Here is a 12,453-nt window from a genome sequence, read left to right as displayed (position 1 = left end):
ATGTATTCAAGCCAAATCGAAACCACATCCTGCGCGGTGACCAAGAAAGACACTTTCGCAAGAAATGTGCTGTTGAAAACGTTCGGATACATCGAAGATGCAGGTCTTACGCTTGTTGATCATGATGGACAAACGCATCAGCTCGGCGATACGTCTGCCGAACTGCATGCGGAAATTATTATTAAACACCCTGGCTTTTATCAAAGGCTGCTGACAGGCGGCAGTATTGGTGCAGCAGAAGCCTACGTTGATGGCTGGTGGGATTCCCCAGACTTAACCAATGTTATTCGCGTGTGTTGTCGAAACATGCCCGCGCTTGACCGCTTAGAAAGCAAAGTGGGCTGGCTTGCAGACATCGTGACTAAAATTGCGCATTGGAAAAACCGCAATACGAAAGAGAACTCCAGAAACAACATCTCTGCGCATTACGATTTGGGCAATGCGCTGTATGAACAATTCCTTGACCAAGAGATGCTGTATTCGAGCGGTATCTACGAGATAGAGTCTGATTCGCTAGAACAAGCCCAATTTCAAAAGATGGATCGTTTGTGCCGCCAGCTTGAATTGAAACCCACAGACCACCTGATCGAAATTGGTACAGGTTGGGGCGCGATGGCGATACACGCGGCAAAGCACTACGGATGCCGCGTGACCACCACCACGATTTCCAGCGAGCAATTTGAATGGGCAAAAAGCAGAGTCGAGCAAGAAGGGTTGGAAGACAAGATTACCCTGCTCAAAGAGGACTATCGCGATTTGACCGGTGAGTACGACAAGCTTGTATCCATTGAAATGATCGAGGCAGTGGGCAAACAATACCTCACAACCTATATCAAGAAATGCCAATCACTGCTTAAGCATGACGGCCTGATGGCAATCCAAGCCATTACCATCGCTGACCAACGTTATGACTACTACAGCAATAACGTGGACTTCATTCAGAAGCACATCTTCCCTGGGGGCTTCCTGCCATCTGTTAACGTGTTGCTTTCTCACTTCACGCGCCACAGCGACTTAGTGGTGCGCGACTTGAAAGACATCGGGTTAGATTATGCGAAAACCCTCGAAGACTGGCATGAACGCTTTAACGAACGCCAATCAGAGCTGATGGCGCTGGGATATGACGAGCGCTTTATCCGCTTGTGGCGTTATTACTTTTGCTACTGCGAAGGCGGCTTCCGCGAGCGCACCATCAGCACGGTGCAATTGGTCATGAGCCGTCCAGGTTGGAGAGAGTAACGACAGGTTATTCAACATTTTTTGCGGAGTATTAGTTTGTTAACAACGGCAAGGTCGATAAAGGGGAACGTATGCGCGTCATTTTACTTTCATTAACGTTCAATGTGTTTTGGTTCGCCGCTGTTGTTGGTCGTAGTGATTGGATCCCAATGCTGGTGGTGCTGCTCATTGGGGCGTTGTTGATTGATCGTTCCTTGTATTGGGCGATGCCTTTGTTTGCTGTTGTTGGCATCGTCGGTGACAGTGTTCTCTCCCATTTGGGTATTCTTCAATTTCCCCATCCGCATCTGCCACTTTGGTTGTGCCTGATGTGGACGGGGTTTGCATCGTACCTTTGGTTGTTACGCGATTGGATGATGTCTCAAAAGACGTGGATATTGCTCATCGCAGGCAGTGTAGGGGGAATGCTTAGTTACCTTGGTGGTGAACGCTTGGGCGCTGTTACGTTTGGAGAGCCCATTGGTAAAACAGCGCTGATTTTGTTTGGCATGTGGCTGATGTATAGCGTGGTGTTCCTGTCCATGCTGAACGTGTTAACCAGAAAAGCAAATTCTGGTCCCGACAGTCATTCTGCAATGCCTGTTAAAAAATAGAACCTGCAAAGAAACAGTGTCTGGAAATACATAAGGACTGCATACCGATGAAGCCATTTTCTGCAATTGCGAAAAACCAGCGCTCAACATCAAGCCAAGTCTGTTCGCGACAGACAACGCCTTGGGTTCTGTGCTTGTTCATGGCGGTGTTAACAGCGTCATCGACGTCGTTTGCAGATGCGATGGCGACAGAAACGACATCCGGTTCTGTGGTGGACGCTCAACACGCTCTAAATGCAAACGTCAATAGCGATCAATGGATGTGGTGGAAACCTGTCGGCAATGCGTCGCTTACTTGGGGCTTTTGGAAAATCTATGACAGTGAGCTGCGCACTCAAAACGGCACATACGTCGCTGAAAGCAACGAGCCTTTGGCATTGGTGATTACCTATAGCCGAGATATTGATGCTGAAGATTTACTGGATGCGACCGTTGAACAATGGGAACACCTCGGATACACCAAAAGCCAGATTGACGCTTGGTTACCGAACATGGAGGGCGTTTGGCCAAACGTGAAAGAGGGCGACCGTTTGATTTATGTGCTTTCAAATCAAACAGGTCAATTCTATTACCAAGCATTGAACGACACGGCAAAACCGACAGGTTCGTTGAACGAAGCGGTACTTGCTGATGCTTTTGCCAACATTTGGCTTTCCCCAGATACCGCTTACCCAACACTTAGGCTCGCGCTGATTGGCGGAGAGGCTTCAAACAGGAAATAAATATGAAAATATTCGCCCTTTTCAGCGCCATCTTTTTTGGATTGGTGGGATGCTCTAGTTCTATCGATGACTACAAAGCCATGACACCTGCGTTCAATTTGTTTGAGTATTTCGATGGCGATGTGAAAGCTTGGGGAATGGTTCAAGACTATACAGGAATGGAAACACGTCGCTTTGAGGTGATGATTAAAGGCACTGTTGAGGGCAATCAACTCATCTTGGATGAAGACTTCGATTTCGCGGACGGTGAAAATCAGAATCGAGTGTGGACGATCACTCAAAATGCGGACGGTTCATATCAAGGCACAGCGGGTGATGTTGTGGGTATTGCGACGGGGCGTGAAGAAGGTAATGCTCTAAACTGGGCGTATGACTTGAGCGTTGATGTCGGAGAAAGCAACTACGTGCTGACGCTGGATGATTGGCTGTACCGACAAGACGATAAGCGCGTGTTCAACCTTACCTCCATGAAAAAGTTTGGCATTGAAGTAGGCCGCATCACCATTTTCTTTGAAAAGCAGTAGCGGGCTGAAGCCCGACAATCACCCTGCGCCTCTTGCCATGCCAATAACGCGCTGAAGCGTCCAGCGAAGCAAGAGAGGAATGTTTTCATCTTGATGTTGCTCTGTGTATTCGATAATGGCTAACGCCGCGTCTGGCTTGGCATATTTCTTCAGCGCTTTATCAATGATCTTCTTCGTCGACAGTTTAGTTTGTCCTTCCATATGGGCCATTTGTCGGAACAGTGGCTCGTAGCCATTGTGAAAAAGGTAATGCTCAATATCTCGATCGGGTAAGAGCGTCAATCGATGATTTTCTTGATCGCCATTGAGCATATTGCGTGCTGAGTATGCGTATTTCTGTCCCGCCATGTCGCCATCAGCAATCAAATGCCATTCAATACCGAGTTCGATGGCCAGCTTAATCAGCGGTTTAAGGCCACTTTGTGCAAACTCGATCAGTTGCACGCCTTCCGCGGCAAGGTCATAGCCTTGTAATCGCGCTAATTCGTTGAACAACCAGACTTCCGTTTCGCCTTCCACCAGTAGCCAGCATCGCGCAAAGAGTGCGCTCGGGCGATGAATACGAACGTGGAATGACACGCGCCTTTCTTGATCTTTCGACAGCGCATCGGGTGACACCTGATGCGACACTGTGTGTGTTGAACCGCGCTCTAATCGTCGTATGCTTGCCAAAGGCGCAGCAGAGAGAAGATCGCCGCTGTTGGTGGTTAAGATCTTTTGCATCGGCATCAGTCGAATCAAGCGCCATGCTTGATTCAGTAACGTCGGATGTAAGCGGCTTTCGGGATCTTCAAATATAACGATAGGACGCGCATTGGCCTTTAATTGTTTGGGGCCCCGGGCTCGCACAAAGGCGCTGAGCAACCCCATCAACAGCAATCGACTTTGGTTTGATGTGTTTTTTGCTACGTGTTCTAGCGGGTGAATGTAGTTAGCTCTCATGTTGAGGTGGCGTGCAGGCTCAACATCGCTGGGGGAGCGATTATGGGAATCGAACGCAAAATAATGGTCGAGCAAAGTACGCATGGCTTTCAGGCCGCTTCGTACCTCTCCCTTATTCACATGTCCGGGTTTTTGCTGTAAGCGACGTACGGTGTTTTCTAGCCGCTTCTCTAAGCGTGTTTTGTTGCCATTTTGCAGAAGCTCTGCGTCCCGCAAGCGCCGTGCATCTTGCATACGTATGATAGGGTGAAGTGCGACGAGCTGATGAGCGAGTTCTTCATTGTTGTCGATCTCAATAACATCGCCTTGCTCCGTCAGAAAATCACGACTTACAGTGATCTTTCCATCATCAAATTCTGCATTGATACGAAAATCGATTCGGCGTACCCCCTCAGTATTTCCGTTCCACACTTGGGAGAATTTCCGATATCGCCTTGCTCGGTGCTCACCTGAAAAGCTCTCTAGCCATCGAAAGACGATGAGGATTTGGTTGGTTTGGGCATTTCCAAGGGTATGGTCGATATGAAAATCGGAACGTTGGAAAGGGTATGCCTCCCCAGTGGAAGGTAGGCAGAGTGTCAGTGCGTCTAAGAGTGAACTTTTGCCCCAAGCATTCTCTCCTATAAGCACGGTGAGTTCATCGAGACTTAGCGATAGTCGACGAATGCCGCGAAACCCTGCTATTTCAATGCGATCTAACTTCATAGGCACCTCTTAAGTAAGAGTAAGACAGTTAAGGGGCTTATGGCGATGTGTACATCACGAAATTAGCGATTGGGTGCCTGAAAGTTGTTTTTATTCAGTGAATTGTGACAGATTAAAATGAGGTTTTTTTACAATTATGCATTGCTATGAATAGAAATAGTTGAAAGACAGGTCAACTCGTCATGGTACATATGATAAAAAACCGAACAGTTTTGACACAACCCTGAACAATGCAACATTGAGGGGGGATAGGCTCATCAAGAAGCCACACTGTTTCAGAAGGTTTTGAGTAAAAGCGAGTACACGAAAAGGGAGACACAACAATGATATCTTTCGAAGCGCTGCAAGTATTGGACGCGATTGATCGAAAGGGAAGTTTTGCCGCTGCCGCAGATTCCTTAAGCCGTGCGCCTTCATCCCTGAGTTATCAGGTGCAAAAGCTCGAACAAGATTTAGATTTGGTTATTTTTGACCGTTCTGGCCATAAGGCTTCGTTTACTGATGCAGGAAGATTGCTACTAGATAGAGGGCGCATTCTTAGCAATGCGGCGGACGAGCTCGTTGCGGATGCGAAATCGTTAGCGCATGGGTGGGAATTAGATATCACTATCGCCTATGATGGCTTGCTATCAGCTCGCCAATTTTTTCCACTTATTGATAAGTTAAGCAATGAGGCGACAACCCGCGTTCGCTTGCAGGAAGAGATTCTTGCGGGGTCATGGGAAGCGTTGGAAGAAGATCGCGCAGATATACTGATTTGCCCAACAGCACCAAGTTACCCTCAGAGCTTGAAAGTGCAACCTTTGGGTTTCTCCGAAGGGTATTGGGTGGCACATGCTGATCATCCCATTCATAATGAAGCCAATCCTTATGATGCGGATACACGGCGTAAGTACCGAAGTATTTCGGTCGCAGATACCGCGCGCAATGCCAAAACGTATACCTTTAATATTCTGGATGAACAGCCACGACTCACCGTGTCTTCTATGGCGGAAAAATACCACGCCATTAAGAAGGGGCTGGGCATAGGTACCATGCCGGATTGGTGGATACAAAAGGAACTGGATAACGGTGACCTGAAAATCATCAAAGGGAGCGAGGTGTACCAATTGGAGTGGGTGATGGCGTGGAAGCGGAACCGTATGGGGAACGCGAAAAGCTGGATGATCCGTGAATTGCCGAAAGTACTAAAAGTGATTCAACCTCTACCGAAAGAATGAGTAGTCTGGAAACACCATCATAAATCAGCCGAACACGTGCTAAGCATTGTGTTTGGTTGTTTCGTTAAAACCTTTATGGAGCAACAAGATGATCCGACACATATTACTGGTAACCTTCAAACCAACCACGAACGAGGCTGATCTTGGAGAGATTCGTGAAGAGTTTGAATCAATGACAGAGCGTGTGGAAGGGGTTGTGTCCGTAGAGTGGGGTGAAAACGACAGCCCTGAAGGTAAAAACAAAGGGTATACCCATATTATTTTCATGACGTTTAATGATGAAGATGCGCGTCAGCGTTACCTTGTTGACCCAGAACACGACGCACTCAAAGTGGTGTTTGGTCCTCACATCGAAGATTTGATCGTGGTTGATTATACGCTTTAAAATCATAGGATTAAGTAAAGTTACGCCGTAACTTAACTTGGTCGGTGTGCGATCGAAAAAGGCTGCTATGCAGCCTTTTTTATCTATTTTGAACTGCCGCTTTAACTGCCGCGCTATAACATCATTTCCATTTCAACGATGCCATCTTGCAACTGCACATCGATACTAAATCCGACTTTCTGTGCGAGGGCGATCATGCCGGAGTTTGATGGCATCGTCATGCCATTAAAACGCTTTAATCCGCTTACGCGGCCATAGTCGATCACTTTCTCCATCAAAATGCGTCCTAGGCCAACACCTTTTAAATCAGAGCGAACCAGCACGGCAAATTCGGCATCAGTGTGTTCAGGGTTTGATAACGCACGGACTACGCCAAGGATGTCGTCTTCCTGCGTTTCATCGTTGCTGTAAACGGCGACGAACGCCATTTCGCGGTCGTAGTCAATTTGGGTTAGGTTCGCTAACGCCTCATGATTTAGCTCGCCCACATCGGAGAAAAAGCGTTTGTATAGATCTTCAACGGACACATGTTCGATGAAGGTTTTATGGTTAGGTTCATCTTCAGGGAGAATGGGGCGAAGCAACACGGGTCTGCCATCTCTCAGCATAACGCGTTGTTCTAACTCTTTCGGGTATGGGCGAATGGCAAGGCGAGAATGTATGTCGTCATCGTAGGGAGATAGCTTGATAGAGGCATCCAATACGCGCAGCTCATCGCCCGAAGCGAGCAGCGGATGAATGTCGAGTCCTGCAATTTGAGGGTAATCGATGATTATTTGTGACAGCGTCACTAAGAAGTGGCAAAGTGCATTCACGTTAAGGCGATAAGGATGGCTACGCTGCCTTAACTTGCCTGATTTAACCGCGCCGATGACCAAGTAGCGAGCGAGTGTCATGTTTAATGGAGGGATTGCAACCGCGGCGTCTCGGTTTACATCCCATTCTGAACCGCCTTCACCCACCAAAATAATGGGCCCGAAAACAGGATCATGGCGAACGCAAACCCGTAATTCTTGCGCGCCAGCGCGGCTTGCCATGCTCTGAATCTGTAAGCCTTGAATACGTGCGGTTGGATACGCCAAGGACACACGGTTTAACATCAGTTGCGCTGCATTAGCCACTTCTGTTGCGTTGTTCAAATCTAGCATGACGCCGTTGACGTCTGATTTGTGTGGAATGTCGGGTGAGCGCAATTTTACGGCAACGGGATAGCCCACTTGCTCGGTAATTTGCGCGGCTTCTGATGGGTCTGCGGCTAGCCATGTCGCCATCACATTGATGCCGTATTTCTCCAAGAAAGGGCGAGCTTCATGGGTTGTTAATGTGGTTTGGTGGTTTTCCAATGCTTGCTGAATCAGCGCATTTCCGCCTTCGACGTCGTAATCAATTTGACCCATTGACGCCGGTGTTTCCATCAGTTGTTTTTGATTTCGGCGGTATTCGACCAAGTGCATGAATGCGGTAACCGCACTTTCCGGTGTACGGTAGGCAGGAAAACCGCCATGGGCAAAGGCAAGCCTCGCTACGGTGGCATCGTCACTTTCACCTTGCCAGTTGGTCAAAATGTTAAAGCGCTTCGCCCTTGGGTTGTTCTTTAAAGTTTGAATCAAGGCTTTCGCCGTGCTTAACCCAGGCGCCGTCACTGAAGGGGAATGCAGTATCAACAACGCATCCGCTTCATCGCTTTCCAATAGAATCTCGGTGGCCTTTTGGTAACGCGTGGTGTCTGCATCGCCGACGATGTCGATGGGATTACCATGCGACCAACTCACAGGCAGTACCTCGTTGAGCTTCGCAATGGTTTCTTCACTGAGTACGGCAAGCTTTCCACCCATTTCCACCAAGGTATCCACCGCCATAACAGCAGGGCCACCCCCGTTTGAAATGATGGCCAAGCGTTCGCCTCGCAGGGGCACAGAATGGGAGAGGGTTTCTACTGCTGCAAACAGTTCATGCGTCGTGCGTACGCGCAGCATCCCTGAACGGCGGATAGCTGCATCATAGGCACCATCAAGGCCATGAGAGAGCTCAGAAAGGTGGGGAAGTGCGCCTGCACCTTCTGGTGTGCGTCCGCTTTTCAACACCAACACACGACGGTTACGTGATGCGGCACGGGCTGCGGAAATAAAACGCCTCGCATCTTGGATGTTATCGATATAAAGCAGAATCGCATCGGTTTTGCTTTCTCGGCTAAGGTAATCGAGCAACTCAGGGAAATCGATGTCGCTGGCTTCGCCAAGAGAAATGAAGGTTGAAAATCCAACCCGGCGGTTTTTCGCCCAATCGAGGATCGTGGTACACACCGCGGCGGATTGAGAAACAAAGGCAATGTTGCCGCGGTTAGCGGGAATCGGTGAGAACGACGCATTGAGGTTAATCCAAGGCTGGATCATCCCCAAGCTGTTAGGACCAATCACCCGCATGGCGTATTGTGAGGCGATGTTGCGCATCACATCAAATTCAGCTTGACCGTCTTCGTTCAGTGTATTCTTCATGCCTGCCGCAAGGATGATCGCGACTTTAACGCCTTTTTCGCCAAGCTGGCGAATCAGTTCACTGTTTCTGCTCGCATGGGTACAAAGTACTGCCATGTCAGGGACAAGGGGGAGTTCTTCAATCGTGGAATACGCGAGAATCCCAGCCACGGCCTGATATTTGGGCGTCACAGGCATGATGGGGCCTTGAAAGCCACCAGACTGCAGATTTCTAATGATGATATTCCCTGCGCGTCCTGGTGTGTTAGACGCGCCGATTACAGCAATCGATTTTGGTTTGAATAGCGCATCGAGGTTGGTCATTTCCCTCTCCTGAAGAATCTTCAAGTTATTTAGGTATATATTACCGTGTTTATTCAATGCTGCATGTCTCCATTGACTTGCCTGTGAGCCACAGCGAAATAAGGGAGGGTTGACCAAGAAAGTGGATCATCTGTCGCACGCGAATTGTAGGGATGTGTGATACGTGGCAGATACTTGGGAGAGTTGCTGTCGTTAAGGTTGAATGAATCCTATGCTGGGGTCAGAATAAAGAAAGTGAGTCCTAAAAGTAGAATATTCATGAAGAAAATCTTTTCTGTCGCGCTGACATTAGCGCTTGCCGGCTGTGCTGGTGGATCGAATACAACGCAATTGCTACTGACGCAAAGCTCTGGGGCTGAGGTTATGCCTTTGTCTTCTACTGAGCCGTCGAATGTTACTCCTGATACTGTAAAACCGGCACCTAAGATGCCGGCAAACGTTGAGCCAATGCCAAAACCTGCGCCCAAGGCTGCAGCGACGGCAACACCTAAGCCAATGCCTGTGCCCATGAAAGAAAAACCCATGGTAGCAAGCACGAAAGCTGAAAAACCGATGATGAAAATGCCAGTAACCACATCATCGAAAAAATACACCATTCAGGTTATTGCACTCAGCCACAATAAAGGTTTCACCGAATACATGGACAAGTTGCCGTCCGACAAGCCTGTGTGGTCAAACAAGAAAATGGTTGAAGGTTTGCCTTGGTATACGTTGCTGTATGGCGAATTCCCATCAAAAGAAGCCGCGAAATCTGCATTGAATGCGCTGCCGAAAACCATCAAAGAGTACGGTCCTTTTATTCGTTCCTTCTCTTCGATTAAAGGCTCGTCAACGCCAGACATGACACGACTGAATTAACGCGTCTAACTCGCTAATACCTGGGTGAGTCTGGGGCAAAAAGAACGCTGAAAAAGAGAGCACTTGCTCTCTTTTTCTATATTTATTCAGTCGTGTAACGACTGGAACCTTGTAATACGGCGCGTTTTTGAGCGATTGGACAAATTTTGCGAGTTAATTGATCTCGATTGGATGAAAGGTGGCAGGGGTTTGTCTACTATAGGCGGCTCACCTTCCATGTTATGCACCGGATTGTGCAGCAGAATTTTTGTTATCCCTAAACTGTTTTAGGGCGGAGTATGTAAGGTCATGAACCCAACTCAAGTTTTACTCCTGTGCGGCGGTGGCAGCGCAGAGCATGAAGTTTCCATGGTATCCGCGAATTATCTCGAATCAGAGCTTTCGAAAATGTCTCCCGTCTCTGTCATTCGCGTTGAAATCACGAAAGACGAAGGCTGGAAAGATGCAAATGGACAACCTTGCCGTCTAAACCTCGATAAAACCCTCAATGTAGGCAGTACAACAGTCGCCATTGATTATGTTGTTCCCTGTATTCACGGCTTTCCGGGCGAAACCGGTGACATTCAATCACTGTTAGCGTTATCGGGTTTGCCGTTTATGGGCTGTGATGCGTCAGCGAGTATCGTCTGCTTCAATAAAATCACATCAAAGCTTTGGTTTGATGCGATTGGTATTCCAAACACGCCGTATGTTTTCTTAACAGACAATAACGCCGAAAGCATTGCACAGGCAGAAGAAGCGTTTGACCTTTGGGGCGCTATTTTCGTGAAAGCAGCGTGTCAGGGTTCATCTGTTGGTTGTTACAAAGTCACAGACAAAGCGGCAGTGAAGCAGGCCATTGAAGACGCGTTTACTTTTTCTCATCAAGTGCTTGTTGAAAAAGCAGTACGCCCGCGCGAGCTTGAAATTGCGGCCTACCACTTTAATGGCGAGGTGATTGTGACTAACCCAGGTGAGATCTGTGCGCCTGAAGATACGTTCTACACCTACGAAGAGAAATACAGCACAACAAGCCACAGTTTGACGACGGTAACGCCTGATAACTTAACGGAAGAAAACATCGCGAAAATGCGTGAGTATGCGGAAAAAGCCTTTGTGCATTTGAAGCTAAAAGATTTGTCGCGTATCGACTTCTTCCTAACGGACGAAGGTGAAGTGCTATTGAATGAAATCAATACCTTCCCTGGAATGACGCCGATTTCTATGTTCCCCAAACTGGTAGAACATAACGGCCACGTCTTTGCCGACTATTTAGAAAGCTGCATTAAAAGCGGAATTGCTGCGAACTAATCCAGTTCGATTTTGCGTTTTAGCTTATCCATAGCCTCGTCCCTTGCTTGCTTATTACCCACGTACTGAGCAGGCATCGCGGGGCTTTTCCATCTTCCTTGTTGCTGAATTTCCTTTATCGACAACCCAGCTTGTGACAGATCTTGGCTCGCCCCAACGCGCGGTGATTGGCCTGAAAACGTAAATGCATTTTCTTCACCCAATTCACTGGCAGCTCTTCGAAACACACGATAAATAGAAGAGTGATCCATGGGCGTATCACCGAGTTGTTCGTGCTTATTGATACCGCGCAAGAGTGGGCCATCAGAAACCCCTGAAACCAACAACCAGCGCTCAATTAAATCGCCAGCCTGCTCGCTGAGTGAAATGACGTGTTCGCCGACATGCAGTTCGAAACCGTTGTCTGTTTTCTGTGGTGCATCATAAGACAACGCGGAAAGCTCACTGCGTTTAAGCATACCTTCGAAACACAGCGTCCAAATTAACAAGTCACGGATGTCTTTCAAACGATCACTGTCGCTCAGTTTTTCATGAAGGGCATTCAGGTGTTCAAGATGAAACGCCGTCGCTTGGCCTGCGTCATCTGCTTTTTCACGATAGAGTTTATTCAACGTAAACCGTACTTCACGGTGTTTGGTGGGATCCGGGTGAGCATGAACGCGGTGAATCATTGAAATGGTAATGATATAGCGCTTTATGCTCGCTGCTTTGCGTGTCTTCGCGGTTTGTTCGACGAAACGTCTGACGGCGGTCACGGCTGCAGGAAGAGGTGACACCTTGTGCTCACGGCAAAAGCCCAAAAACGTTTCCCAGTCATTTTGAAAGCTCAATAGAGAATTGTGACTGTACGCGCCATGTGTCAGCGATTTCCACGTCTCAAGTGATACATCACCTTTACGAAACGTCGTCACGCTTGCTTTGATTTCTTCAGGGTCAGTAAGAGCTTGTATCTTTTTCATGATATAGCGCACTATAACTTAAATGTCATCTACAACATTAGCATAAATTATGTGGATTTAAACAGTATTCATGGTTATTGAGCCGTGGATGGACTAAATACCATAGAATCGTCAATTAATGATGAAATTTGGCGTTGCAATAAAAACTGGTCTAATTTGTGATTAACGCAGTATGAATGTCGTATGTTTATCATTAATAACGAGTTAGGGGGAGTCTT

The 12,453-nt window shown here is 47.8% G+C and carries 11 protein-coding genes; 8 read left to right on the top strand and 3 right to left on the bottom strand.

The features are described from left to right. The 4 genes from BM082_RS10965 (at position 1) to BM082_RS10950 (ending at position 3,078) form a co-directional block, all read left to right on the top strand. Complete coding sequence (locus tag BM082_RS10965; RefSeq protein WP_017011088.1) at positions 1–1,239, top strand: SAM-dependent methyltransferase; 1,239 nt, start codon at positions 1–3, stop codon at positions 1,237–1,239. 71 nt (positions 1,240–1,310) lie between these two features. Continuing rightward, a complete protein-coding gene (locus tag BM082_RS10960; protein ID WP_017016196.1) occupies positions 1,311–1,832 on the top strand; it encodes a DUF2878 domain-containing protein in 522 nt (173 codons plus the stop codon). A 47-nt stretch (positions 1,833–1,879) separates the two neighbouring features. Beyond that, positions 1,880–2,554 (top strand): chalcone isomerase family protein, encoded by a 675-nt coding sequence (locus BM082_RS10955; RefSeq protein ID WP_017011086.1) that lies wholly within the window; start codon positions 1,880–1,882, stop codon positions 2,552–2,554. Positions 2,555–2,556: 2 nt separating this feature from the next. Continuing rightward, positions 2,557–3,078, top strand: coding sequence for a DUF3833 domain-containing protein (locus BM082_RS10950; RefSeq protein WP_017016195.1), 522 nt, complete (start codon positions 2,557–2,559; stop codon positions 3,076–3,078). 18 nt (positions 3,079–3,096) lie between these two features. Here BM082_RS10950 and BM082_RS10945 read toward each other — a convergent pair whose 3' ends face one another. Further along, on the bottom strand, positions 3,097–4,725 hold the full coding sequence (locus tag BM082_RS10945; protein ID WP_017016194.1) for a DUF2813 domain-containing protein: 1,629 nt from the start codon (positions 4,723–4,725) through the stop codon (positions 3,097–3,099). A gap of 323 nt (positions 4,726–5,048) precedes the next feature. Here BM082_RS10945 and BM082_RS10940 point away from each other — a divergent pair, with 323 nt between their 5' ends. Both BM082_RS10940 and BM082_RS10935 read left to right on the top strand, forming a co-directional pair. Then, on the top strand, positions 5,049–5,945 hold the full coding sequence (locus BM082_RS10940; RefSeq protein ID WP_017011083.1) for a LysR family transcriptional regulator: 897 nt from the start codon (positions 5,049–5,051) through the stop codon (positions 5,943–5,945). Between the two features lie 88 nt (positions 5,946–6,033). After that, on the top strand, positions 6,034–6,330 hold the full coding sequence (locus BM082_RS10935; RefSeq protein ID WP_017011081.1) for a Dabb family protein: 297 nt from the start codon (positions 6,034–6,036) through the stop codon (positions 6,328–6,330). A gap of 113 nt (positions 6,331–6,443) precedes the next feature. Here BM082_RS10935 and BM082_RS10930 read toward each other — a convergent pair whose 3' ends face one another. Beyond that, positions 6,444–9,128: a bifunctional acetate--CoA ligase family protein/GNAT family N-acetyltransferase gene (locus BM082_RS10930; RefSeq protein ID WP_017011080.1), complete on the bottom strand. Its 2,685-nt coding sequence runs from the start codon at positions 9,126–9,128 to the stop codon at positions 6,444–6,446. 258 nt (positions 9,129–9,386) lie between these two features. Here BM082_RS10930 and BM082_RS25320 point away from each other — a divergent pair, with 258 nt between their 5' ends. Together BM082_RS25320 and BM082_RS10920 are read left to right on the top strand one after the other, a co-directional pair. After that, a complete protein-coding gene (locus BM082_RS25320; protein ID WP_026025084.1) occupies positions 9,387–9,986 on the top strand; it encodes an SPOR domain-containing protein in 600 nt (199 codons plus the stop codon). A 288-nt stretch (positions 9,987–10,274) separates the two neighbouring features. Continuing rightward, positions 10,275–11,276, top strand: coding sequence for a D-alanine--D-alanine ligase (locus BM082_RS10920; RefSeq protein ID WP_017016192.1), 1,002 nt, complete (start codon positions 10,275–10,277; stop codon positions 11,274–11,276). Here the strand turns inward: BM082_RS10920 and BM082_RS10915 are convergent. Beyond that, the gene (locus tag BM082_RS10915; RefSeq protein ID WP_017011076.1) at positions 11,273–12,235 is read right to left on the bottom strand and encodes a tyrosine-type recombinase/integrase; all 963 of its coding nucleotides are present in this window, start codon (positions 12,233–12,235) and stop codon (positions 11,273–11,275) included. The two genes, BM082_RS10920 and BM082_RS10915, sit on opposite strands and share 4 nt — an antisense overlap. Positions 12,236–12,453: the final 218 nt, after the last annotated feature.

Source organism: Enterovibrio norvegicus DSM 15893, assembly GCF_900115495.1.
Taxonomy (GTDB): domain Bacteria; phylum Pseudomonadota; class Gammaproteobacteria; order Enterobacterales; family Vibrionaceae; genus Enterovibrio; species Enterovibrio norvegicus.
Note: the sequence above shows the minus strand (reverse complement) of the source record. Positions and strands in the feature narration are given on the sequence as shown.